Source organism: Bordetella petrii (assembly GCF_020991325.1).
GTDB classification, from domain to species: domain Bacteria; phylum Pseudomonadota; class Gammaproteobacteria; order Burkholderiales; family Burkholderiaceae_B; genus Bordetella_A; species Bordetella_A petrii_E.
Genome location: NZ_JAJMLX010000042.1, coordinates 1 through 23537 on the forward strand (window position 1 = coordinate 1; position 23537 = coordinate 23537).

Annotated in this window: 26 protein-coding genes; 14 read left to right on the top strand and 12 right to left on the bottom strand. The window is 66.6% G+C overall.

What is annotated here, in order from left to right; translation table 11 throughout:
- The 3 genes from LPZ50_RS06635 to LPZ50_RS06645 all read right to left on the bottom strand — a co-directional run.
- Positions 1-830, bottom strand: an 830-nt coding sequence (locus LPZ50_RS06635; RefSeq protein ID WP_230659071.1) for an FUSC family protein, incomplete at its 3' end; no start/stop codon positions are given.
- Positions 827-1303: a MarR family winged helix-turn-helix transcriptional regulator gene (locus LPZ50_RS06640; RefSeq protein WP_230659073.1), complete on the bottom strand. Its 477-nt coding sequence runs from the start codon at positions 1301-1303 to the stop codon at positions 827-829. The genes LPZ50_RS06635 and LPZ50_RS06640, both read right to left, overlap by 4 nt.
- 240 nt (positions 1304-1543) lie before the next feature.
- Positions 1544-2140 carry a helix-turn-helix domain-containing protein gene (locus LPZ50_RS06645; protein ID WP_230659075.1) on the bottom strand — a complete coding sequence of 199 codons (597 nt, stop codon included), beginning with the start codon at positions 2138-2140 and terminating at the stop codon, positions 1544-1546.
- A gap of 185 nt (positions 2141-2325) precedes the next feature.
- Between LPZ50_RS06645 and LPZ50_RS06650 the strand changes: the two genes are divergently transcribed.
- Together LPZ50_RS06650 and LPZ50_RS06655 are read left to right on the top strand one after the other, a co-directional pair.
- Positions 2326-3114 (top strand): aldolase, encoded by a 789-nt coding sequence (locus LPZ50_RS06650; protein ID WP_230659077.1) that lies wholly within the window; start codon positions 2326-2328, stop codon positions 3112-3114.
- Between the two features lie 11 nt (positions 3115-3125).
- Positions 3126-4211 carry a TRAP transporter substrate-binding protein gene (locus LPZ50_RS06655; protein WP_230659079.1) on the top strand — a complete coding sequence of 362 codons (1086 nt, stop codon included), beginning with the start codon at positions 3126-3128 and terminating at the stop codon, positions 4209-4211.
- Positions 4212-4268: 57 nt separating this feature from the next.
- Here the strand turns inward: LPZ50_RS06655 and queD are convergent, their stop codons facing one another.
- Together queD and queE are read right to left on the bottom strand one after the other, a co-directional pair.
- Positions 4269-4712 carry a 6-carboxytetrahydropterin synthase QueD gene (gene queD / locus LPZ50_RS06660; RefSeq protein WP_230659082.1) on the bottom strand — a complete coding sequence of 148 codons (444 nt, stop codon included), beginning with the start codon at positions 4710-4712 and terminating at the stop codon, positions 4269-4271.
- A 28-nt stretch (positions 4713-4740) separates the two neighbouring features.
- Entirely contained in the window at positions 4741-5373 is a 633-nt protein-coding gene (queE, locus tag LPZ50_RS06665) for a 7-carboxy-7-deazaguanine synthase (protein ID WP_230659084.1), read from the bottom strand.
- Positions 5374-5476: 103 nt separating this feature from the next.
- Here queE and arfB point away from each other — a divergent pair, with 103 nt between their 5' ends.
- Both arfB and LPZ50_RS06675 read left to right on the top strand, forming a co-directional pair.
- Positions 5477-5893 (top strand): alternative ribosome rescue aminoacyl-tRNA hydrolase ArfB, encoded by a 417-nt coding sequence (arfB, locus tag LPZ50_RS06670; protein ID WP_230659086.1) that lies wholly within the window; start codon positions 5477-5479, stop codon positions 5891-5893.
- Positions 5894-5896: 3 nt separating this feature from the next.
- Positions 5897-6580, top strand: coding sequence for a DUF2238 domain-containing protein (locus tag LPZ50_RS06675; protein WP_230659088.1), 684 nt, complete (start codon positions 5897-5899; stop codon positions 6578-6580).
- Between the two features lie 11 nt (positions 6581-6591).
- On the opposite strand, the gene LPZ50_RS25385 is transcribed toward LPZ50_RS06675, so the two are convergent.
- Together LPZ50_RS25385 and LPZ50_RS06690 are read right to left on the bottom strand one after the other, a co-directional pair.
- On the bottom strand, positions 6592-8052 hold the full coding sequence (locus LPZ50_RS25385; RefSeq protein WP_419195572.1) for an EamA family transporter: 1461 nt from the start codon (positions 8050-8052) through the stop codon (positions 6592-6594).
- A gap of 149 nt (positions 8053-8201) precedes the next feature.
- A complete protein-coding gene (locus tag LPZ50_RS06690; RefSeq protein WP_230659090.1) occupies positions 8202-9083 on the bottom strand; it encodes an AraC family transcriptional regulator in 882 nt (293 codons plus the stop codon).
- A gap of 235 nt (positions 9084-9318) precedes the next feature.
- On the opposite strand from LPZ50_RS06690, the gene LPZ50_RS06695 reads away from it, so the two are divergent.
- Genes LPZ50_RS06695 through LPZ50_RS06705 form a run of 3 tightly spaced genes read left to right on the top strand, consistent with a single transcriptional unit; the run spans position 9319 to position 11074 of the window.
- On the top strand, positions 9319-9921 hold the full coding sequence (locus LPZ50_RS06695) for a hypothetical protein (protein WP_230659092.1): 603 nt from the start codon (positions 9319-9321) through the stop codon (positions 9919-9921).
- On the top strand, positions 9918-10499 hold the full coding sequence (locus LPZ50_RS06700; RefSeq protein WP_230659094.1) for a hypothetical protein: 582 nt from the start codon (positions 9918-9920) through the stop codon (positions 10497-10499). The genes LPZ50_RS06695 and LPZ50_RS06700 overlap by 4 nt, the downstream gene beginning before the upstream one ends.
- Entirely contained in the window at positions 10496-11074 is a 579-nt protein-coding gene (locus LPZ50_RS06705) for a hypothetical protein (protein ID WP_230659096.1), read from the top strand. The genes LPZ50_RS06700 and LPZ50_RS06705 overlap by 4 nt, the downstream gene beginning before the upstream one ends.
- 40 nt (positions 11075-11114) lie before the next feature.
- On the opposite strand, the gene LPZ50_RS06710 is transcribed toward LPZ50_RS06705, so the two are convergent.
- Together LPZ50_RS06710 and LPZ50_RS06715 are read right to left on the bottom strand one after the other, a co-directional pair.
- The gene (locus LPZ50_RS06710) at positions 11115-12407 is read right to left on the bottom strand and encodes a hypothetical protein (protein ID WP_230659098.1); all 1293 of its coding nucleotides are present in this window, start codon (positions 12405-12407) and stop codon (positions 11115-11117) included.
- A 110-nt stretch (positions 12408-12517) separates the two neighbouring features.
- Positions 12518-12868 carry a VOC family protein gene (locus LPZ50_RS06715; protein WP_230659100.1) on the bottom strand — a complete coding sequence of 117 codons (351 nt, stop codon included), beginning with the start codon at positions 12866-12868 and terminating at the stop codon, positions 12518-12520.
- A 185-nt stretch (positions 12869-13053) separates the two neighbouring features.
- On the opposite strand from LPZ50_RS06715, the gene LPZ50_RS06720 reads away from it, so the two are divergent.
- The 6 genes from LPZ50_RS06720 (at position 13054) to LPZ50_RS06745 (ending at position 18392) form a co-directional block, all read left to right on the top strand.
- Entirely contained in the window at positions 13054-13932 is an 879-nt protein-coding gene (locus LPZ50_RS06720) for a TauD/TfdA dioxygenase family protein (protein ID WP_230659103.1), read from the top strand.
- A 15-nt stretch (positions 13933-13947) separates the two neighbouring features.
- Positions 13948-14655: an RraA family protein gene (locus LPZ50_RS06725; protein WP_230659105.1), complete on the top strand. Its 708-nt coding sequence runs from the start codon at positions 13948-13950 to the stop codon at positions 14653-14655.
- A 68-nt stretch (positions 14656-14723) separates the two neighbouring features.
- On the top strand, positions 14724-15713 hold the full coding sequence (locus tag LPZ50_RS06730) for a Bug family tripartite tricarboxylate transporter substrate binding protein (protein WP_230659108.1): 990 nt from the start codon (positions 14724-14726) through the stop codon (positions 15711-15713).
- A gap of 37 nt (positions 15714-15750) precedes the next feature.
- Positions 15751-16725, top strand: a complete 975-nt coding sequence (locus LPZ50_RS06735) for an NAD(P)-dependent oxidoreductase (protein WP_230659110.1) — start codon at positions 15751-15753, stop codon at positions 16723-16725.
- The gene (locus tag LPZ50_RS06740; RefSeq protein ID WP_230659112.1) at positions 16718-17482 is read left to right on the top strand and encodes a class II aldolase/adducin family protein; all 765 of its coding nucleotides are present in this window, start codon (positions 16718-16720) and stop codon (positions 17480-17482) included. The genes LPZ50_RS06735 and LPZ50_RS06740 overlap by 8 nt, the downstream gene beginning before the upstream one ends.
- A 31-nt stretch (positions 17483-17513) precedes the next feature.
- Positions 17514-18392: an alpha/beta hydrolase gene (locus LPZ50_RS06745; RefSeq protein ID WP_230659114.1), complete on the top strand. Its 879-nt coding sequence runs from the start codon at positions 17514-17516 to the stop codon at positions 18390-18392.
- Here LPZ50_RS06745 and LPZ50_RS06750 read toward each other — a convergent pair.
- The gene (locus tag LPZ50_RS06750; RefSeq protein WP_230659116.1) at positions 18367-19587 is read right to left on the bottom strand and encodes an alpha-hydroxy acid oxidase; all 1221 of its coding nucleotides are present in this window, start codon (positions 19585-19587) and stop codon (positions 18367-18369) included. The two genes, LPZ50_RS06745 and LPZ50_RS06750, sit on opposite strands and share 26 nt — an antisense overlap.
- A gap of 231 nt (positions 19588-19818) precedes the next feature.
- Between LPZ50_RS06750 and LPZ50_RS06755 the strand changes: the two genes are divergently transcribed.
- The gene (locus LPZ50_RS06755) at positions 19819-20640 is read left to right on the top strand and encodes an IclR family transcriptional regulator (RefSeq protein WP_230659118.1); all 822 of its coding nucleotides are present in this window, start codon (positions 19819-19821) and stop codon (positions 20638-20640) included.
- A 41-nt stretch (positions 20641-20681) separates the two neighbouring features.
- Here the strand turns inward: LPZ50_RS06755 and LPZ50_RS06760 are convergent, their stop codons facing one another.
- The gene (locus tag LPZ50_RS06760) at positions 20682-22787 is read right to left on the bottom strand and encodes a TonB-dependent siderophore receptor (protein WP_230659120.1); all 2106 of its coding nucleotides are present in this window, start codon (positions 22785-22787) and stop codon (positions 20682-20684) included.
- 288 nt (positions 22788-23075) lie between these two features.
- The gene (locus LPZ50_RS06765) at positions 23076-23501 is read right to left on the bottom strand and encodes a PEP-utilizing enzyme (protein WP_230659122.1); all 426 of its coding nucleotides are present in this window, start codon (positions 23499-23501) and stop codon (positions 23076-23078) included.
- Positions 23502-23537 lie beyond the last annotated feature (36 nt).

The window sequence follows — 23537 nt, forward strand, 5'->3', positions numbered from 1 at the left end:
GGGCCGGCGTCGATCCAGGCGGCGATGTCGCGCAGCACGGACGCGACGGATTCGGGCAGTTCCCGGCCGCCGTCCTGCAGGGCCCGCAGGCGGTCGTCCACGGCCGACACCAGCGGCGTCAGCGCGGCGATCTGGTCTTGCATGGCACGCACGGCGCCGGCTGTCCAGCGGATATTGCCAGTGTCGAACGGCACGTGCGTCGACAGCATGCGCAGCAGCGTGATGTCTTCGGCCAGCACGCGCCGCTCTTTGCCGCGCGGCGCGGTGTCGCGATTGATCAGCACGTCGTGGATCCAGTTGCGGCCATCGCGCACCGTGGCGTCCAGGCGCGCCATCAGCGGCCCGGCGATGCCGCGCGGCAGGATCAGGCTGTGCGCCAGGGTGGCGCAGACGATGCCCAGGCTGATTTCTTCGACTCGCGCCAGGGCGGTGTCGAACACCGTGGTGGGGTCGGTGACGCTGGGAAAGCCGATCATGGCGGCGGTATAGCCTGCCAGCATGAACAAGTAGGAACGCGGCGTGCGGTCCAGCACGGCGATATACAGGCACAGGCCCACCCACAGCACCATGGCCAGGATCATGAGTTCGGGCGCGTTGGACAGCCGCGGTACCAGGAACACCATGGCCGCGCTGCCGAAAAACGTACCGCCCAGCCGGAACACGGCCTTGGAGCGCACCGCGCCCGCCCAGGGCTGCGATACGACGTAGGCGGTGGTCATGGCCCAGAAGGGGCGCGACAGCCCGATGGTGTACGAAAGATAAAGCGCCGTGATGGCGCCCAGGTAGCACTTGATGGAGAAGACGAGTTCGTCGCGGTCGGGCAGTTTCATGGCCGCGTGTCCGCTTCGGTGGCCAGCGCCGATTTGCGGCCCAGCGTGCCCTTGAGGGTGTCGAAGACGCGTAGGAAAGCTTCCAGGTCGGAGTCGCTGACGTCTTTGAACAATTGCCGGCGCAGGTCGGCCAGCACACATTCGACGCGTTCTCGCAGGGCCTGTCCGTCGGCGGTGAGGTGCAGCGTGCGGGCGCGGCGGTCGTTGGGATCTTCGCGGCGTTCGATCAGGCCGGCCGCCACCAGGTGGTCCAGCACGCGGACCAGGGAAGGGCCTTCCACGCCCAGCGCTTCGGCCAGAGCCCCCTGGCGGACCCCGTCGCCCAGGCGGCCGGCCAGGATGACGGGCCAGGCCGTTGCCTGCGACAGGGCGTATTCCGCCAGGGCGTTGTCAGCGGCGCTGCGATAGGCGCGCGACAGCACCATCATGCTGGCGGTGGCGGCCATGAGGCGGGAGTCGGACGGCGTGTTCATGATTTTAATTGTATCCTATTTATTAGCATCCTATCAATATGAGTGTCCTGGCAAGGCAACTGGGTGTCTGGCTCCCGTCAGGGTGCCTGACACCGTTCAACTGAGGCCGTCGTGGCACGCAACGGTGTCAGGCACCCTGGCGGGAGCCAGAAACCGGCCGTGCATCCGGCCGTACCCGCGAAATTCGCCACGGCGCCAAGGTAGTGCCATGGGAACCAAACACCACTGAAGAGGGTGGTTTCAGCCCTGGTCGCTGGCGATGATGATCAGGGCGCGCGCCGTCTTGCGGCCTTCGGCCCGCAAGCTGTGGGGCAGGTAGCCGGGAAAGCGCACGCTGTCGTCGCGCTCGAGCAGCACGGTGTGCTCGCCGAAATGCACGCGCACCTTGCCTTCCAGCACGAAGATGAGTTCGTCGCCGCCGTGGTGGGCCACGGTGCGTTCGCCATGCGTGCCGACCTGCACCACCATGACCGACAGCCCGCCATTGGCGCCGCCCATGGTGATGGCTTCGTAGGCGTGTTCGCCAGGATTGCTGTCCGGCGTAGCCATGCGGTGCCGTTCGCCGGCGCGCACGATGTGGATCTCGTCTTGTGGATCGGCCTCGCCCAGCAGGGCGGACAGCGAGGTGCCCAGGGCTACCGCCACCGTGTGCAGGCTGCCCACCGAGGCGAATTTCTCGCCGCGTTCCAGGCGCGACAGAAAACCTTTGTCCAGGCCCGTCTGGGCCGACAGCTGTGCCAGTGTCAGTTTGCGGCGCCGCCGGGTGGCCCGCATCCGCAGGCCCACTTGCTGGGCATCGGGGGCGGCGGCGGGCGGAAGCGTACGTTTGGACGGCATGAACGCAAGGCTGTCGAGTCGGGCGAAGGCTGCATGATGCCACTTTTGGCGAAACCCGGCAGCGGCGGCCTGCGGGTTTCCCCGCGTTGAAAGTGCAGGCAATTATTTGTACTTTGGGCAACAAGTTGCCTTAAGGGCAACAAATAAAACAACATTGCCATTGTCATTACCAAGAGATGCTCACCATGTCGAATTACGCTTCCCAAGACAAGGATGCCTTGCGCCGCCGCGTCGATCGAGAGATCGAAGAGCGCGCCGAGCCGACGGCGGCCTGGACCCCCGCACAGAAAATGGCGCTGGCGTGCCGCATGCTGGCCGCGCAAGGCCACTGGCATGGCGGCCTGGCCGGCCAGATCACCGCGCGCGGCGAAGACCCGGCCACGATCCTGACCCTGCCGTTCGGCATGGGAGCCGACGAGGCGCGCGCCAGCGAACTGATCCTGATCGACGAGGACATCAAACCGCTGGACGGGAAATCTTTGCCCAACCCGGCCAATCGCTTTCACGCCTGGGTGTATCGGCACCGCCCCGAAGTGCAGTGCATCGTGCACACGCATCCGCCGGCCGTGTCGGCGCTGTCCATGGTGGGTGAACCGCTGGTGGTGGCGCACATGGACGCCACCCCGTTCTTCGACGACTGCGCGTACCTGCCGGAATGGCCCGGCCTGCCCATCGGCGACGACGAAGGCGAAATCATCTCGGCCGCGCTGGGCGGCAAGCGCGCCATCCTGCTGGCCAATCACGGCATGCTGACGGCCGGCAAATCGATCGAAGAAGCCACGGTCATGGCCATCTGGCTGGAACAGGTGGCGGCGCTGCAATTGCGTGCGCGGGCCATCGGTCCCGTCAAGCCTGTTCCCGCCGAATTGGCGCGCGAATCGCACGATTTCCTGGTCAAGCCCAAGATCCTGGGGCTGACCTTCGCCTACTTCGCCCGCCGTGTCCTGCGCGAAGCGCCGGACTGCATCGATTAAGGAGCCATGCCATGCAACGCCGTCGATTCCTGACCCTGGCCGGCGCGGGTGGCGCCGCACTGGCCGCGCCGGCCGTGGCGCAAGAAGCGCCCACCGTGAACTGGCGCATGCCCAGCAGTTTTCCGCGCTCGCTGGACACGGTATGGGGCGCGGCCGAATACCTGGCCGCGCGGGTGGCCGCGCTGACCGATGGCAAGTTCACCATCCGGCCTTTTTCTGCCGGCGAGCTGGTGCCTCCCCTGCAGGTTCTGGACGCGGTGCAGAACGGCACCACCGAATGCGGCCACACCGCCGGGTTCTACTACGTGGGCAAGGCGCCCGCACTGGTATTCGATACCGGCGTGCCGTTCGGCCTGACGCCGCGCCAGCATTCGGCATGGCTGCTGCATGGCGGGGGCGGTGCCCTGATCGAAGAACAGTACGCCCGATACAACGCGCTGGCCATACCCTGCGGCAATACCGGCGCGCAGATGGGCGGCTGGTTCCGCAAGGAAATCAACTCGGCCGACGACCTGAAGGGCCTGCGCATCCGCACGCCCGGCTTGTTGAGTATGGTGTACGAAAAACTGGGCGCCATTCCCCAGCAGGTGGCGGGCAGCGATATCTATCCGGCGCTGGAAAAAGGCGCGCTGGACGCGGTGGAATTCGTCGGGCCGTACGACGACGAGAAACTGGGTTTTGCCAAGGTGGCGAGCTATTACTACGGGCCGGGCGTGCTGGAACTGGGCGCCAACCTGTGCCTGGCCATCAATCGCGACAGTTGGGCCAAGCTGCCGCCGCGCTACCAGGAAGCCCTGCGCGCGGCCAGCGCCATGGCCGCCGATGACTTGCTGGCCAAATACGATGCCAACAATATTCCGGCCCTCAAGCGCCTGGTGGGGCAGGGCGTGAAGCTGAAGGCCTGGCCGCCCGAGGTGATGCATGCGATGCAGCAGGCCACGCGCGAGGTGCTGGAAGAATACGCCGCCAGGGACCCGGCCTTTGCCAAGGTGCTGGCGTCGTGGCGTGCGTTCCGTGGCGACCAGTTGCTGTGGGCCGGCGTGAACGACGGGGCGGCGGAAAACTACCTGATGGCCACGCGCGAAAAGGGCCTGTAGCCGGCCGGCCATGCTGCCCGCGGGCGCCGGTGGGCGCCGCCCCGCGGGCCGGCAGCTTCAGGCGTGGCAATCGGCCCAGCAGTTGGGCGTTTCGTACAGGCGCACCCGCGCCAGCCGCAACTGCCCGCCGTAATGGCCCTGGTAGTGCGGGGCCAGGGTGCGGAAAATGACGGCCGCCAGGTTTTCGGCGGTGGGAATGCAGTCCAGTACCACGGTCTTGTGGTCGGGCAGGCTGTCCAGGAAGCCGCGCACGGCGCCGTCGTCGCGATACACCAGGAAGGCGTGGTCCCAGGGGTCGACGATATGGCGCTTGGCGATTGCCTTGATGTCGGAAAAATCCATCACCATGCCGTTGTCGGACGCGCCGGGCGCGTCGACGACGTCGCCCGCCAGTGTGATTTCAAGCACATAGCGATGGCCGTGCAGGTTGCGGCATTGGCTGCGGTGGTCGGGAATGCGATGGCCGGCGTCGAATTCCAGCCTGCGGGTCACCGAGATCATCGGGGGCCCCGCGTGGCGTGGGGGGTAATCATGGAATGCCTATGTATTTGTGGGTTTGCAGGCTCAGCCGCCATTGCGGGTGCTGCAGACAGTACTGCACCGCCTGTTCGGTATTGGCGGCGCGCGCCGGGCCGTCCATGGGCTGCAGGAAAAAGTGCTGGAAATCCAGGTGCGCGTAGGCTTCCGGGCGGGCCTGGGCCTGCGGGTACACCAGCTTCAGTTCATGGCCGCGCTCAACCACCACGGGCGCGCTGCCCTTGGGGCTGACACAGATCCAGTCGATGCCGTCGGGCGGCGGCAGGGTGCCGTTGGTTTCGATGGCCACGGTGAAGCCGTGCGCGTGCACGGCCTGCAGCAGGGCCGCGTCCAGTTGCAGCAAGGGTTCGCCGCCGGTGAACACCACGTAGCGGTCTTGCGTGCCGGGGCCCCAGGCAGCGGCGATGGCATCGGCCAGCAGCGCGGCGGTGGCGAACTTGCCGCCACCCGGGCCGTTGGTGCCGATGAAGTCGGTGTCGCAGAAGGTGCAGGCGGCATTGGCGCGGTCGGCCTCGCGGCCCGACCACAGGTTACAGCCGGCGAAGCGGCAGAATACCGCGGCGCGGCCAGCCTGGGCGCCTTCGCCCTGCAGCGTCTTGAAGATTTCTTTGGCGGAATATGTCATGCAATGGCGGCGGCCCCGCGGCCGGCCCTGTCCAAACCGGTATTTTAGCGGTACGCGGCAGGACAGTCGCGGCGCCCGGCCGACTGGCGTAGACTTGCGGCCTATGTATCACGTCCAGGACAATCTGTATCTGGACGAGCGCGATATCGAATTCGGCATGATCCGCGCCCAAGGGGCGGGCGGCCAGAACGTCAACAAGGTATCCAGCGCCGTCCACTTGCGCTTCGATGTGCGGGCATCCAGCCTGCCCGGGCACATCAAGGACGCCCTGTGCGCGCTGCCCGACCGCCGCGTGTCCAAAGAGGGGGTCATCGTCATCAAGTCGCAGGCGTTTCGCAGCCAGGAAAAGAACCGTGGCGAAGCGCTCGAGCGCCTGGCCGAGATGGTGCGCGGGGTGGCGCAGCCGGCCAAGGCGCGCCGGCCCACGCGCCCGACCCGCGCATCGCAGCGCCGCCGCGTGCAGCGTAAAGTGCTGCACGGGGAAATCAAGCGGCTGCGCGGCAAGATCCACGACGATTGAACCATGCAGGCACCCAGCCGACACGTGTACTTGTGGTCGCTGGCCGGCGTGTATGCGGCGTTGTGGACGGCGCTGGCCATCAATCCGGCGGACCGTTCCGACTGGCTGCTGGAAAACGCGCTGGTGCTGTTGTTCGGCGTGGCGCTGGCCGTGACGCGGCGGTGGTTCGTGTTTTCGCGCGTGTCCTATACCTTGATATTCCTGTTCCTGTGCCTGCACGCGGTCGGCGCGCACTATACCTATTCGAATGTTCCCTACGACGACTGGTGGCGCGCCCTGGCCGGGCATGGCCTGAATGAGGCATTGGGGTGGCAACGCAACCACTTCGACCGGCTGGTGCACTTTTCCTATGGCCTGTTGCTGGCGTACCCCATCCGCGAGATTTTCCTGCGTGTCGTCGAGGTACGCGGCTTCTGGGGTTACCTGCTGCCGCTGGATGTCGCGCTGTCGACGTCGGCCTTGTATGAGCTGATCGAATGGGGCGCAGCGACAATGTTCGGCGGCGACCTGGGGGCCGCCTATCTGGGCACGCAGGGCGATATCTGGGACGCCCATAAAGACATGGCGCTGGCCGGGTTGGGCGCATGCCTGGCCATGCTGATAACCGCCGTGGCCAATCGCGGCACGAATCGCGACCTGGCGCGCGAATGGGCCGACAGCCTGAAGCCCGGCCGCCGCCCCGCCTGACGCGCAACTGGTCAGCCCATCGCGGCACGCATGGGATACGTGAACGCCACGAAGTGCACGGTGTTCAACCCCAGGTGGGCCAGTACCGCGGCGGCCAAGCCGCCGTAGCGGTAGGCCACGCCGTAGGCCAGCCCCGCCAGCCCGGCCAGCGCCACCCACTGTATGCCGCCCGCCGCATGGGCCAGCCCGAACACCAGGGCCGCGATGACGATGGCCCACGCGGCGCCGCCGCGCCGGTGTTGCCAGCGCGCCGCCAGTTGCTGTTGCAGATAGCCGCGGAACAGCGCTTCCTCGGCCAAGGCGACCAACAGCGCATTATTGGCCAACCACAGCCAGCCCTGGGCCGGCCATTTCGGGGCCCAGCCCACCAGGCCCAGCGCCAGCGCCAGGCCCAGGCAGGCAAGCACGGCAACGGCGCAGGCCCCCAGCGCCGCCTTCAGGGTGGCGGCGCGGGTGCGGCCCGACATGGCGGGAGCCAGCGCCAGCACTACCCAGAACGCCACCAGGGGTTTGTCCAGGTTCAAGTACATGCTGAACGGAGAGGATTCCACGCTGAAGCGCGCGCCGTCGATCGCCTGCGCGTTGTGGAACCCCGGCAGCAGGTGCAGGCTCAGGCCGATGGCCAGGATGATGAACAAGGCATGGCCCGCCGCCACGCGCCATGGCGGCCCGCTGGCCCGTACCGCCAGGCCGGCGGCCAGCAGCAGTGCCGCCACGGGCGCCACTGCCGTGAACAGCGCGGCCTCGGTGCCGCTGACACGTTCCGCGCCCGCGTACCACAGCAGGAAGCCTGCCACCGTGGGCACCGCCGCATAGTAGGCCACGGCCAGCATGGCGCCGGGCGGCCAGGCCGCCGCCCAGGGTGCTTCGAATAGCGCCGCGGCGGCTGCAATACCCAGGCCCAGCGCCGTCATGCAGGTGGATTGCGCCAGCGGGCGCAGTGGCTGGCGCAAGCGCTTGTTCAGCAAGATGAACAGGCTTTCGCAGACGACGGCGCCAAAGACCAGGGCGTTGCCCAGCAATGACCGCGACGGGCCGGGGCCGGCCTGGAAAGCAATCAACAGCACGCCGCCCGCCGCCAGCCCGATGGCGGCCAACGCGGCTGGCCGTGGGCGTTCACCCAGCACCATGATGGCGACCGCGCCCGACACCATGGGCAAGGTGCCGACGATAATGCCGGCATCGGCGGCCGAGGTATGGCGCAGTCCCAGGATGAGCAGGGCGGTGTAGCCCACGCTGCCGGCGCCCGCCTGGATCAACAGGATCCAGGCGTCGTGCCGGCTGGGCCGGGGCCATGCGGTGCGCGTCAACCGCATCAACGCCAGGAACAGCGGCAGGGCGACGGCGAAGCGCAGCGCCGTGGCGGTGAAGGGCGACAGGCCGGCCGCGATGAGCTTGCTGGCCACCACCGTGCTGCCCACGGTGATCATGGCCAGTGTCAGGCAAAGATAGCCTTGCGGGCGTGAAGTCATGGGTGCGGGAATGTATTGGCGATGCGGCAGCTTAGGGGGTGGCCGGGACGGTGTCTTGGACGTTATTGCGCAGGCCGCGCGAGCGTGTGCCGTTGGGTTCGGGGTCTGACACACAAGGTGTCAGACCCCTGCGGGAGATCTTCCGGCGCTCAGGTACCTGGCGAGGCTGCGTCCGGGTGCCTGACACTTTGTGTGTCAGGCACCGTCTTGATGATCCGTTGCTCCGCCCGATTGGCGTACGCTCCCGGCGTCAATCCGTACAGGCGCACGAAGACACGGTTCAGGTGGCTTTGGTCGGCGAAGCCGCTGGCGGCGGCGGTGTCGGCCAGCCCGTGGCCCTGGCGTATCAGCCGGCGCGCCAGCCCGGCGCGGCGCTGCATCTGGTAGGCGTGCGGGGTCAGGCCGGTGGCGCGGGAGAAGGCCCGCAGTATCTGGAAGCGGCTCAAGCCGCTGGCGCCCGCCAGGTCGGCCAGCAATACCTGGGCCGCGGGGGCATCGTCGATCAGTGCGCGGGCGCGGGCAACGGCCGCAGGCACGGCAGGCGATTCAACGGTGGGCGCAGGAAAGTCCAGGGTGCCGGCCAATAGCGCGAGCAGCAGCGATTCCTGAGCCAGCGCGCCGGCGCCCGCGCCTGCCGCGGTGGCCGCCATGTACAGCTTGCGGAACCGCAGGGCCAGGCGCGTGTCGCGGATGACGGGTTGCGCGAATTCGCGCCAGCCGTGGCGGGCAGCGCCGATATCGGCGCTGGCCCGGGCCGCGACAGCGGGGTCGATATACAGAATCATCCACTGGCGGCCATGGTCGCCGATAGGGGCGCCATCATGCACTTCGCCGGGGTTCACGGTAATGATGTCGCCCGCGCCCGCCTCGACCATGCCGCGCCCGCTATGCGATTTCTGCGCCCCGCGCACGATCAGGCCTATGCCGAACTGGTCGTGCATGTGGCGTCCGAACGCATGGCGCGAATTCGCCTCGACGGCTTCCACGCCTTCGATCGCGCATGGCACATGGGCAAAATGGCCGCGCCGCATGATTCAGGCGCCCGTGGCGTACGCGGGAAGGCCACGAGGGTGGGCAGGGAAGGGCATGGGCGGGTCCCGGGGTGGAATTTGCAAGCAACGGTACCCGAATCCGCGGCGGCCCGCAAAGCACGGGCACGCAGGCATGTACGTATCGAAACATTCCGGCGATTGTCCCTGCGGGAGCGGGCGGCTACGATGCCCGACTGTCTAGCATTGCCCACTCTACGTTGATACGGGAGCGCACATGCGCGCTGCATTCGGCAAGGCCAAGGCCCGGCTGGCAACCGGGATAGGTTCGACGATCGCGGTAGGTACCGCCACCGTCTATACCATCATGGGTGCCGGGGCGTCGGCGCCCGTGGCGCAGTACGACGCGGGCGCCCCCATCGAAGCGGGCCAATGGCAGGTGGCCGCGCAGCGCGCCTGGATCAGCACGGAAAAAGTCTACGGCGTAACGCCGCGTCCCGGACAGAAGGCCCTGGTGCTCGAGGCCGATCTCAGCAATCGCACGCGCGTATCCAGCCGCGACTACGCGAAGCTGTTCAACCCCCACCCCAAGCCCGGCGTGAAACTCGAACCCCCCGTGGTGACGCAATTGCGCGATCCGCAGATCGGGCCCCTGATGCACCCCGGGCTGGGCGAGCGCGTGGCATTCGTCTGGATGATGCCCGATACCGCCGCATCGCCCGCCACGCTGGAACTGGACGTGGTGGCCCAGACGTTCAAGCCCATCGACAATCTGTACGGCACGCCGGGATGGTTCAATCCCAAAGTGGTGGGGCAAGTGGAATTGCCGGTCCAGGGGGCGGCCGAGCCACGGCCGCCCGCGGCGGGGCAGGGCTTGTGAAGCGAGCGCTGGGTTCATTGCTGGTGCTGGCGGCCGCCGCCGCCATCTTGTTCGCCATGCAGCGCAACAGCCCGCGCTACGACGAATTGACCGGGCCCATACCCGTGGCGGGGCGCATGGGCGAGACCGTGCGCACCCGCTTGTTCGATGCCAGGGTCGAGCGCGTGGAGTTCGCGCGGCAACTGACCTACCGCAGCATCGCCCGCGAACACGTGCGCACCACCTCCGGCCTGTGGGCCATCGTGACCGTCGAACTGGCGGCACGCTCGCATTCGGTGAATGTGCGCCAGGCCGGCTGGGTGGGGCCCCAGGGGCTGCAATACTTGCTGTCCGACCGCCTGGCCCTGGCGCCCGACCAGGCGCCCATGCTGGACCCCGGCCTGCCGCGGCGCGTGCAGCTGGTATTCGAGATCCGCCCCGACCAGGTGGGCGATGCCACGCTGTTGCTGTCCGAGAACATGTTTGTCCGCCTGGATTCCGAAGCCCGTATCGCGCTGGACCAGTTGCCGCGCGCGGCGGACGGTTCGGTGCGCATCCTGGACACCTATAGCCTGATGCCGCCCAAGAGGTCGCCATGAACCCGGTACATGATGACCTTGCCGAAGAACGCCTGTGGCGGCGGCGCAGCCTGGTGCTGGGGGTGGTGCTGCTGTTGCTGGTGTCGGCCTTGATGGCCCGCCAGAGCGTCTGGCAGTGGTGGCACGGGCGCGATCTGATCGTGCATGAAGTGCCCCAGGGCGCCAGCCATGACTTCGGCGGAGGGCGCTGGCGCCTGCACGCATTGCGCATGGCGCCGCTGCCGCCGGGCCGCTCCATTCCCGAAAACGCCATGGGCGTGGTGGCCGATTTCAGGGTGGAAGTGCTGGACGCCGACCTGGCCACCAACTGGCGCGGCTGCCTGATTTCGCTGGAAGACCCGCAGGGCCGCCGCTGGCGGCCCACCCAGGCGCTGCGCCTGCCGCGCTCGGATGCGCAAGAGTGCGTGGCGGCCATGTATTCGGGCGCGAAGGCCGGCGATACGCTGCGTATACGCCAGGCCTTCCTGGTGCCGCGTGATGCGGCCGAAACCTTGCAGCCCACGCTGACGATGACACCGCAGCAGCCTCGCTATCTGCGTTTCGCGCAGCATCCCGAGCGGGTGCAGGTGCAATAACAGCCGATACCGCCATGGGCGGAGGCGGCCGGCAGGCGGATCAGGCGCCTTGGGCCGCGGAGGTCTCCGGGGTGCGTTGCCGGCTAGGCTGGCGGAAGGCGGTTTCCAGGATGGCGGCCAGGAAGCAGATGCGCAGCGGCTCGATCAGGATGCCAGTGGAAGAATCGCGGAACGGGCTGCCGAACAGCAGGGTGAGGCCATGGGCCAGTACCTGCCAGGTATCCAGGTCGTGTGGTCCGATCAGGCGGGTGGCGCCCAGCCACAGCCAGGCGCTGCCCCATTCGATCAGGCGATAGCCGATGATGAGCGTCACCAGCAGCAGCACCCCGGCGTTCAGCGTCAACCGCACGCCGTTGGCCACGGGCAGGTAGCGCGACCGGTAGCCGCCGATGAAATGCGCGATGAAGTCGCGCAGGAACTTGGGAATGGCTTGGTAGCGCTCGCCGAAGCGTTCGACGCGGCGATGCATGCGCAGCAGTTCCTGGTCGCTGCGCACGTCATAGCCATAGACCAGGGCCGCCATCACCAGCCACACCACCGGCAGCAGGGCATAGAAGAACAGGTTCACCAGCAGCGTGCCCGGGGTGTCCACCAGCGATTCGGCCGGCACCATGGGCGCGGCCCAGGCCATGGCAATGGGCGCGGCCAGCGTGTTCAACAGGGCATGCAGGTTTTCCCACAGGGGATGGTTGGCGATCCATTCCCACAAGTGGCCCTTCCAGCGGCTGATGACGTACAGGCCGACAAGAATCCAGTTGGTTTCGCACAGCACCACCACCACTTGCCAGATGGGGCGGCCGGTTTTCTCGCGCAAGCGCTTGGCGACCTTGCGTATCGCCCAGGAAACGGCCACCGACACTAGCAGCCAGCGCGAGTCCAGGGCATCCAGGATATTGCCGTGCTGGCCGAAAGGGTCCAGGTCGAGCGCCAGGCGCGAATACTGCCGCACCGTATTGCCCAGAAAGCCCCAGGCGGCGTAATAGGCAAAGAAGGGCAGCAGCGCCACGGTAACGGCCGACAGCAGCCGTCGGGTACCCTGTTCGCCGGAATCAGGAGATTTGCCGCCGCGTGCCGCGGCCTGGGCGGCGCGCAGGGCCGGCAAGCCGGGCAGCAGCACCTGGAACATGGTGACTGTCACTACCAGGTGCGCCAGGGCTACCAGGGTCAGCACGCCCAGCCCGGCCAGGTGGTTGGCGAACCCGGTGCGCACCGCCAGTTCCAGCAACAGCCCCTGCGCCAGTACGCCGGCCAGCACCAATGCCATCAATTGCGGCCAGAAGCGCAGCCACAGGCGGAACGTCAGCACGAACGGCGCGGCGATCGAACCCTGCATGTCCGGTTTCCCTTCGGTGGAAGCGGCGATCTTAGCGTGCGCGGCGGGGCGGACGTTGTATCTTTTTCCTTCGGGATGTCAGGGCCCCGCGTGTGCGCCGGGCGGCCGCGTCAGAGGTGCACCAGCACGTTCACCAGCTTGCCGAACGGGTCGCGCACGTAAAAGCGGCGCACGCCCCAGGGTTCTTCCACGGGGCCGTATTCGATGGCGAAACCGCCGGCGCGCATGCGCCGCAGCGCTTCGTCCAGGTCGTCGACCTCGATGGACAGGTCGGGGGTGGGCGTGTCCGAGCCGCCCTGCGTGGCCACGGCAATCTGCACCGTCATGTTCCGCTGCGCGCCATAGGTGGCAAGCCAGCCGTGGTCCATCAGGATGTCCAGGCCCAATGCGTCGCCATAGAAGCGCCGGGCGGCGGCGGTGTCGGTGGTGTGGATGTTGGCGACGATACGCTGGACTTGCATGCTGGGCTCCGGGGCGATGTGCGCAGGGTATGCCATGTGGCAGCCTGCCATCCGTATTTTCAATATGTGAAACGGCAGGCGCCCGGGGCCTTCGCGCCCCCGGCATGCGCGCTTATGGTGCTAGGGACGGTGGCACGGCCTTTGTATTGTGCCCCGTGACCGGATTGGAGCACGAAACATTGACCATGTCCCATATTCAAGCGACCCCCTTGCATTCGGATTTCGCGGTGGAAGTCCATGCCGATATTCCGGATGTGCTCGACGACCCCGGGGCCATGGCGGACCTGAAAGCCATTTGGCGGCAGTCGCCGGTAATGATCTTTCGGCGCCAGGCGCTGGACGAGACGGAATTGATCCGTTTCAGTGAGCATTTTGGTATTTGCGATACGACGGTGCGCCGCGACATCCAGTCGCCGTATCACGAGCAGATCATCTATTTCAGCACGCTGAAGTATGCCGATGGGCGCTTCGTGGGCGGATTCGCCGGCGGAGACGACGTGGAATGGCATTCTGACCAGACCTTCCAGGTGCGGCCCGCCACGGGAGCCATTCTTTACGGCACCGAAGTGCCGCGCGATGGCGGCGATATTTACTGGGCCAATCAGTACCAGGCCTGGGAACGGCTGCCCGGCGAGGTGCAACGCCTGATCGAGGGGCGGACGGGCATCTACCGCTACGCCAAGCGCTACGCCAGGCTCAATGCGCTGGAACTGAAAGAAAAAAGCAAGGCCAACGCCATGCTCAACCTGCCCGATGCGCGCCATCCGGTGGTGCTGACCCATCCCCACACGGACCGCAAGGCCTTGTATGCCGACCCGACGACGCTGGTGTCCATCGAGGGCCTGACCGACGAGGAGAACGCGCGGGTGCTGCCCGTGCTGTTCGAGGCGGGCGGCCATGCGTCGCTGGTGTATGGGCACAAGGTGCGCAACGGCGACGTGATGATGTGGGACAACGGCTGCACCATGCACCGGCGCGATGCCATGTCCCTGGAACAGCCCCGCTTGATGAAGCGCACCACGTTCCGGCTGTCCGCCGATGACTACTGCGTGCCGCATGCCTGACAGGAAGATCTATCCATGAATACATCCAAGGTTTATCTGAAAGTACGCCGGGTGGATGCCGCCACCGTGGCCAGGGCGCAGGCGGTCACCGTGGCCGATATGCACGAGTCGATGGGAGTGGCCGGACGGGCCGCATTGCTGGGGGCGCGCATGCGGCCCCTGCGTGAATGCCAGCCTCGCGTCGCCGGGCCTGCCGTAACCGCCTTCTGCTGGCCGGGGGACAACCTGATGATGCACCGGGCCTTGTACCTGGCCCAGCCGGGCGACGTGCTGGTGGTGGTGTGCCAGGCCGAGCTGTCCGGCGCGCAATGGGGCGACCTGGCCACCCGCTATGCGCTGCAGAAGGGGCTGGCGGGGGTCATCGTGCAAGGGTGCGTGCGCGACGTCGATGAAGTGCGCGAACTGGGGCTGCCGGTGTGGTCGACGCATATCTGGCCCATCCATCCCGACAAGAACGGGCATGGGTTCGTCAATGCGCCGGTGGTCTGCGAAGGGGTGGAGATCCGGCCAGGCGACCTGATCGTGGCGGATGGCGACGGCGTGATCTGCGTGCCGCGCGACGCGGCCGCCGCAGTCGTGGAAGGCGCCGTCGCCAGGATGAGCAAGGAAGAGGGCGCCGCCGAGCAGGTTCGCGCCGGCGCGCCAGTATGGGAGCTGAGCGGCGCGGCATCGATTTACGCGCAAATGCAGGTCGAGGAAATCGACGCCGCGTTCGACGATTGAGCGCGGGCGGTAAACGCCGGCCATCCATCGGCTGGCGTTCTCACAATAATTCGATACCGGAGACATATATGTATAAGAAAATGCGCGGCCTGGCTGCCGCTCTCTTGACGTGCGCCATGGCCGCGAGCGCGGCCGCGCAAACGGATGGCGCGGCCCAGGGCTTCCCCGCCCATCCCGTCAAGCTGATCGTGGCCGCGGCCACCGGCAGCAGCCCCGATGCCATCAGCCGCCGCCTGGCGAACGACCTGGGCATCAAGTGGAAGCAGCCCGTCGTCGTCGAGAACGCCGTGGGACTGGGCGGCATTATTGGCACGGAGAAGGCGGCCAAGCAGGCGCCTGACGGCTATACGCTGCTGATCAGCACGATCGGCGCCATGTCGGTGGGCGGCAGCCTGATGAAGCTGCCCTACGATCCGGTCAAGGATTTCCAGCCGGTGACACTGGCCATGTCCATGCCCAACCTGCTGGTGGTACACCCCAGCGTGCCGGCCAAGACGCTGGACGAACTCATTGCCTACGGCAAGCGCAACCCCAACAAGCTGCGCTACGGGCATCCGGGAATCGGGACGACGCCACATTTGTCAGCCGAACTGCTGATGGAAATGACGGGCCTGAAGATGCAGCCCATTCCGTACAAGTCCAGCGCGCAAATGGCCACCGATCTGCTGGCGGGCCATTACGAAGTGCTGTTTCACAACAGCTCGGTGATGCTGCCGCACGTGCAGTCCGGCGCGGCGCGGCCGCTGGCGGTGACGGGAGCCGATCGTGTGGGCACTTTGCCGGACATCCCCACCGTGGCCGAGGCGGCCGGGCTGAAGGGGTTCGCTGTCAACGCGTGGTGGGGTATTTATGTTCCGGCCGGCACGCCGCCGGACATCGTGGCCAGGCTCAATGGCGATATCACCGCCGCGCTGGACCAGCCCGACACCCGGAAATGGGTCGAAGACCAGGGGGGAACCGTAGGCGGCGGCACGCAGGAAGACCTGCGCGCGCACCAGGCAGCGGAAACCCGGCGCTGGAGTGAGTTGATCAAGAAGGCCGGCATCAAACCCGATTGAGCCGGCGCGGCCCACTTCCGCCTGTACAGGAGCATGCATGACCGACCCCGCAATTCCCACTTTGGGCTTTATCGGCCTGGGCAACATCGGCGCGCCGATGTGCTGGAACATCGCCACCAAGCACCCGGCCGGTGTCATCGTCCACGATCTGAACCCGGCCGCCTACGCCGCCTTGGAGGGCACCGCAGCCCGCCGCGCCGGATCCCTGGCGGACTTGGCGCAGGCCGCGGATATCGTCTTCCTGTCCTTACCCGGCAGCGCCCAGGTCGAGGCGGTGTGCCTGGGTCCGGACGGCCTGGCAGCCGGGCCCAGGCCGCCCGCGCTGATCATCGACCTGAGCACGACTACCGTTGCCACCGCGCGCAATGTCGAGGCCCGGCTGCGGGAGAAAGGCATTGCATTCGTCGACGCGCCGGTGGCGCGCACCGCGGAAGCCGCGCGGCGCGGCGAACTCAGCATCATGGTAGGGGCTGCGCCGGACCTGTTCGAGCGCGTGGAACCTTATTTGCGCTACATCGGTTCGGACGTGACGCGTTGCGGCGGCGCGGGCTGCGGCCAGGTGGTCAAGCTGATCAATAACGCGCTGGTGTTCGAGCACACCGCGGCGCTGGCCGAAATGATGGTGCTGGGCCAGCGCGCGGGCGTGGATCCGGCCTTGCTGCTGGATGCTTTGTCGAAGGGGTCGGGCGACAGCTTCGTGCTGCGCAATCACGGCATGAAGGCCATGCTGCCGCGCCAGTTTCCGGCAGGCGGTTTTCCGCCGGAGTATGCGCTGAAAGATATCAGCTACGTGCTGGACCTGGCGCAGGATACCCGCAGTTCCACTGCGTTCGTAGAACTGGCGCACCGGTATTACGACGCCGCGGCCCGAAAGGGTTTTGGCCGGCGGTATTTCCCGACGATTATCGAGATGCTCGACCAGAGCATCGGGCCCGTGCTCGATGCGCAAGCCCCAGGGGGCCCGGCAGGCGCGCCTGCCCGCCCGGCGCCAGGAAACCCAGGACATGTCTAGCGCAAGCAACACCCGGTCGGCGGTGTCGGAAGCGGAATGGGACGCCCGCGTCGATCTGGCCGCCGCGTACCGCTTGATGCCCTTGTTCGGCATGAGCGACCTGGTCTACAACCACATCACGGCCAGCGTCCCAGGGGAAAAGGACAAGATCCTGATCAACCCCTTTGGTTTCATGTACGAAGAAATCACCGCGTCGTCGCTGATCACCATCGACATCGACGGCGAAGTGCTTTTCAACCCCAATGACGACTACGGCGTCAACCAGGCCGGCTACGTGATCCACAGTGCCGTGCATGCCGCCAGGCCCGATGTGCATTGCGTGATCCATACCCATTCGCGGGCGGGCATGGCCGTCTCGGCCTTGAAGTGCGGCCTGCTTCCGCTGACGCAGACCGCCATGCGGTTCGCCAGCATTCCGTATCACGACTTCGAAGGGCCGGCCATCGACCTGGACGAGCGCCAGCGCCTGGTCCGGGACCTGGGCACGCACGATGCCATGGTGCTGCGCAATCATGGGCTGCTGGTGGCCAGCGCGGATATCGCCCAGGCATTCAACACGATCTACTGGCTGGAAATGGCATGCCGTGCGCAGGTGGATGCCATGGCCTGCAATGCCGAACTGAACCATGCGGATCCCGGGGTGGTGAAGCGAACCGAACACTTGTACCGGCCGGAGGTCCGGCGCCCGCACGGCGTGCTGGAGTGGCCGGCAATGCGCCGCTATCTGGATCGGCGCGATCCTACCTACAAAGACTGATTTTCGCGGTAGTTCACCAGGAGCAATCGGCATGAGCGAAGCCGCAAGCAGGATCGGCCGCGTATGGGTCGAAGAAGCGGAATACATAAACGGGAAGGGCCAGCCCTTGGCCGCTACGGTGTATAGGCCGGATGGCCCGGGCCCGTTTCCCATGGTGCTTGAAGTGCATGGGGGCGCGTGGTGCCGGGGCAGCCGGCAGGATGAACACAGCATGAACCAGGCGCTGTGCGGCCAGGGCATCGTGGTGGCGGCGCTGGACTTCCGCATGCCGCCCCAGGCGTCGTATCCCGGATCTTTATGCGATATCAACGCGGCGCTGCGGTATTTCAAGGGCGATGCAGACCAATGGCAAAGCCGGCCGGATGCCATCGGCATCATGGGGGTTTCCAGCGGCGGCCACCAGGCCGTGCTGGCCGCGTTGCGTGCCCGCGACCCGCGCTACCTGGCAACACCCGTGCCAGGTGCCGGGCCGGCCGATGCGCGCGCGGCCTTCATCGTGGCATGCTGGCCCGTGATCGACCCCCTGGGACGCTATCGCCATGCCAAGGCCATGCAGCGCAGCGGCAGCCCCTATCCGGCGGCGCTGGACCGGGTGGTGCCCGACCACGAAAAGTACTGGCTGACCGAGGATGCCATGCGGGAAGGCGCGCCGGCGGTGGCACTGGAAGGCGGCGAGGCCCTGGACTTGCCCCCGCTGCTGTGCGTGCAGGGCGAGGATGACATCGTGCACCCGCGCGCGCACCTGGACCGTTTCGTGGCGGCCTACCGGGCCGCGGGTGGCGAGGCGGCCGTGCGGCTGTATCCGGGCCAGGCCGAAGGCTTCATCACCAGGAACCCCGAGGCCGCCGCCTCCACGGCGGCCATCCGCGAAATCGGGACCTTCATCAAGCGCTGTGGCGCAGCGACGTAGCGTCGCCGTGCTGCGGGGCGGGGATGCCGCCGGCCGCGGGGGCCGGCGGCGCCAGCAGATAGCCGGCGTCCAGCATTTCGTAGTGCGCGCATCCCAGCTGCGTCAAGACCATGTTGATTTCATCGCGCACGATCTGCAGCGCGCGTTCTACTCCGGCCTGGCCGGCCGCGGCCACGCCGTAAAGCGAGGGCCGGCCGAAAATGGCGGCGTCGGCGCCCAGGCAGCGGGCCACGATCACGTCCGAGCCTCGCCGCACGCCGCTGTCCAGGATGAGCGTGGCGCGCGGCCCTACCGCCTGGCGGATCGCGGGCAGTACCTCCACGGGTGACGGCGCCGCGTCCAGCTGGCGGCCGCCATGGTTGGACACCACGATGCCGTCCGCGCCAAGCTGCATGGCCCGCCGGGCATCCTGGGGGTGCATCAGGCCCTTGATCATCAGGGGGCCGGGCCAGGCCTGGCGCACGCGTTCGACATGTTCCCAGCTCACCATGGGCGCGGGCGTCAGCGTGCCGAACATGTCCGCAACCTGGCTCGCATCCGCCGATGCCGGCGCATAGGGCTGCCAATTGCACATCATGGGAATGCCGCCAGTCCGCAAGTAGCGCAGAACCCAGGCTGGATGGCCCAGGGCCTCGAGCACCACGCCGGGGGTCATCCGGAAGGGGCGCGAGAAACCGTTACGCCGGTTGCGTTCGCGGTTGGAGTTCACGGGCACATCGATCGTGATCACGAGCACGCGCGTCTGCACGCGGATCGCGCGCTGGACCAGGTCTGCGTTGATGTGCTCATCGCGCGTGCAGTACATCTGGAACCAGACGTTGTCCGGCGCGATGCGGATGGTGTCTTCGAGCGACGCGTTGCTGGAACTGGACAGGAGAAACGGCACGTTGGCCACCCGCGCGGCTGCGGCCTGCATGAGATCCGCGTCCGGGCGCCACAGGGCGGCCAGTCCGGTTGGCGATATGCCGATGGGACTGTCATAGCGGTGGCCGAACAGGCTGACGGACTGGTCCAGTTGACTGACGTCGCGCAGGTACCTTGGTACCAGTTTGTGCTCCGCGAACGCTGCGCGGTTGCGCGCCAGGCAACGCTCATCGTCCGCGCCGCCGTCAATGAAGTCGAACGCGATGCGAGGCAATTTGCGGCGGGCCAGGCGGCGGAGGTCTTCCAGATTGATGGCGGACTGAATCTTCATGGTGTGGCTCCAGACAAGAACGCCATACCTTAATGTCGCTTGCCGCGCGGGCGCGGTGCTGTCCGCGCGGCAGTTTCACATATTGAATTTTTGGCGCCATGCCCAAGAGGCAAGCCCCAGGCGGAGCAAGACCCGTGGCACCGCCGGCCAGGCAAACCCCAATTGCCCGCGCGGGGGCCGTGGGGTAAGCATATGTCGAGAACGGTGGCCAATATCCGGAGACATAAAGCGATGAATCTTGCCGATTTGCCGGTGGGACGGCAGTTGAGTTCCTCTTCATCCGCGCGCATGGGCACGCAAAGCCTGGGCAGGGGGATCAGGCTCTTGAGAACAGTGGCGACACGGCCGGCGGTGGGTTGGCGGCTTTCAGACCTGGCGATGGCCTGTGAGCAGGACAAGGCCACCGTGCATCGCATGCTGGCTTGCATGGTGGAAGAACGCCTGCTGGAGCAGCGCAGCAGCGACCGGCATTATGTGCCCGGCCCGCTGATGTACGAGTTGGGCCTGGCGCTGCCTCATTACACGCAGTTCCAGCGGCGCGCGGAAGATATCATTGCTGATTTCGCGCGCCGCATGGCCGGCATCGTGTTGTTCCAGTTGCGCAGCGGCAGCGAGTATGTGTGCAGCGTGCGTGCCGGCACCGTGACGATGACGGGTGCCATGGTGTATTCAGGCACGCGCCGCCCCTTGTTTACCTCGGCGGGCGGGGTCGCCATTCTGCAGACCTTGCGGGCGGACGAGGCACGTACGGCGCTGCTGGAAAACGTCAATCACGAGATCAGGAGCCATGGCACCTCGCGTATGGCGGGTTTGCAGAAAATGCTGGTGAAGTCCGACGAGCACGGGTTCGGCGTCAATTTGGGCTATGTGGTGCCCGGGTCCAATGCCTTCGGTGTGCCGGTGCGCAACGTCAAGGGCGATGCGTTCGCGGGGGTATGCCTCATCGGCACGCCGGAAACCCACGGCGCAGACAGGCTGGATGAATTGCACGCGCGCCTGCTCGACGTTGCGGGCGAGCTGGACGCGCAGGCGCGGGAGTGCGGCGTGCATTAGCAAGGCAGCCTGCTTCCTGCGAGCTGCGCCGAGCTTTCTTCTCAGAAATACACCTGCGCATTCAAGCTGACCGTGCGCGACGGCGCGGGCAGGATGCTGTTGGTGCCCACGGAATACCAGTAGCGGCGGTCGGTCAGGTTGTCGATGGCGGCGCGCAGCACCACGCCCTTGTCCAGGATGCGGGTGCGATACACCGCGCCCAGGTCCAGGGTGTAGTAGCTGGGCAGTTCCAGCTGGTTGGCCGAGTCCAGCTTGGACGCGCCCACGTACTTCATTCCGGCCGCCAGACTCAGGCCTGGCGCGGCGGGCACGTTATATACCACCTGGCCGCTGGCCACGAAGCGCGCGGCGCCGGGCAGGCGCTTGCCTTCCAGGCTGGGGTTGCCGGTGCGGTACTTCGGATCCAGCCACATGGCGTTGGCCAGCACCGACCAGTCGCGCGCCAGGCGGGCGTTGCCCGCCAGTTCCAGGCCTTGCAGCCGGCCTTCGCCGTCTTGCACATATTCGTTGGCGTCGTTCACATAGGACGCGCCGCGTTCGATGCGGAATAGCGCCGCCGAGGCGCCCCAGTCTTCCTGTGCGGTCTTCACGCCGATTTCATACTGCTTGCTTTCCAGCGGGGCCAGCACTGCGCCGGCGTTGGCGTACTGGCTGCCCACGGTGGCGCCTTGTTCCAACGCTTCTACATAGCTGGCATACAGCGTGGTGTCGTGGCGCGGTTTGTACATCAGGGCCACGGTGGGAGTGACGGGGTGCTTTTTGTATTCGCTTTCCCGCACGCCCGAAGGGTCGAAATCGCGCTGGCGGTAGTCGATATAGCGAACCCCGGCCAGCAACGACCAATGCTCGCCGAACTGGATGGTATCGCTGGCATACAGTGCGTTTTGCCGGTATTCGGTGCCGCGGTACATCTCGGGCGATAGCGAACCGGTATAGGGCGATGGCCGGGTGCCGTTGAAGATGTTGCCGGTGCCGATAGGGCCGTAGAAGCTGTTGGTGTTGAAATCGTTGACCTGGGTCTGGGTGGAGGCGCCCAGCACGACCTCGTGTTTCAGGAAACCGGTGGTGAATTGGCCCTGCACCATGGCCTCGAGCTGGTTGAAACGGTAGGCGTTCTTCTGGTCGTACATATTGTCCAGATAATCGCCCGCGTCGTTCAGCAGGTTCAGCGTTTCTTCTTTGTACGTGCGCACCGCCTGGCTGTAGCTGTACGAGACCGATGCCGTCCATTGCGGCGCGAACGCCCACTGCAGTCCGGTCTTGGCGAACTTGCTGACGGCGCGGTAGCCGCTGCCTTCGGTGGACAGGCGGGTACGGCCGCTGATCGTGTCGGGAACGCCGCTGCCCTTGAACAGCGGGCCCAGCGAGATCGCCTGCACGGTTCCGCTGGTGTCGCGGTCCTGGTACATGCCCTCGAATGTCCACAGCAGGTCGGGCGTCAGCCGCAAATCCAGCGCCGCCGAGAATGAATTGCGGTCGATGTCGCCGTGGTTATAGGTGCCGCCTTGTTCGTGGGTGTAATTGATGCGGTAGCCCAGGCGGTCGTCCGGGCCCAGGCGTCCGCCCAGGTCCACATGCTGCGAGAACACGCTGTCGCTGCGGTAGCCCACGCTGGCGCTGGCCAGGAATTCGTCGGTGGGCTTCTTGGTGATGTAGTTGACGATGCCGCCCGGCGAGCCGAAGCCGTACATGAATCCCGTGGCGCCCTTCAGCAGGTCGACCCGTTCGAAATGTTCCAGGGGTAGTTCCACGCCGTAGTTGACGATGGACACGCCGTCGATCTTGTAGCTGTTGAAGGCGTCCAGCGGCAGGCCGCGCACCACCAGCGTGGACGGCCGGCTGTTATAGCTGTTGCCGGCGGCAATGACGCTGGATTCGCGGGCGAACACCTGGCCCAGGGACGTTACCTGGCGGTCGGCGATGTCTTCCGCGCCGACGGACCGGACAGAGAAGGGCGTGTTCAATGCACTGCGCGACCCCAGCGCGCCGGTGGCCACCGGCGTGGTTGCCGCATTGGCGTCGCTGCTGCCTTGCACCACCACCGGCGCCAGGGTGGCGGGGGCGGTTTCTTCGGCCGCGATGGCCGTGCCGGCCAGCGTGCCTGCGCCGATCGCAAGCGGAGTCAACAGCAAAACACGGGCGCGCATGGCATTCAACCTGTCTGGACGGAGTCGGGACAGGATGATACATATAAATAATAGTAATTGCTATTCGTATTCGTAATATTGGGACAAACCCTGGGCCGCCCCAGCCGCGGCGGACTGGGGCGTGGCGCCGGGTTTCCATGGATATTCATGGGTGTCTGGCTCCCGCCAGGGTGCCAGACACCGTTCTACTGGGACTGTCGTGGCACACAATGACCGTTCTATTGGGACTTGCGTGGCACAAACGGGGTCGGGCACCCTGCGGGAGCCTGACCCCTGGGCCAAGCCGCTTCAGTCAGGCCGCTGTACGCGGCCACGGGACCCATCGACCACCAGTGTTTCACCAGGCTGTAGCGCACTCAGGATGTCGGGCAGGTTGGCAACCGCCGGGATGCCGAATTCCCGCGCGACAATGGCGCCGTGCGACAGATAGCCGCCGGTTTCCATGATCAGCGCGCCGGCTTTCAGGAACAGCGGGGTCCAGGCGGGATCGGTGGACGGCACGGCCAGCACGTCGCCCGGCTGCATTCCCAGGCCATCGGCCGGGCTGCACGCGATATGGACCCGGCCTTGCGCCTGGCCGCTGGCCACCGGGGTGCCCTGCCAGTTGCCGGCCCCTGGCGTGGACGGTTGCGCATGGCCGGCCGGCACGGCGCGCGGTGCCGGGCCGAATTCCGCGATGACCGAGGGTTCGGAGTGCTGCTGCAGTTCGCGCATTGCTGATCTCTCCGGTGGCCGCCACGCGCCAGGGCG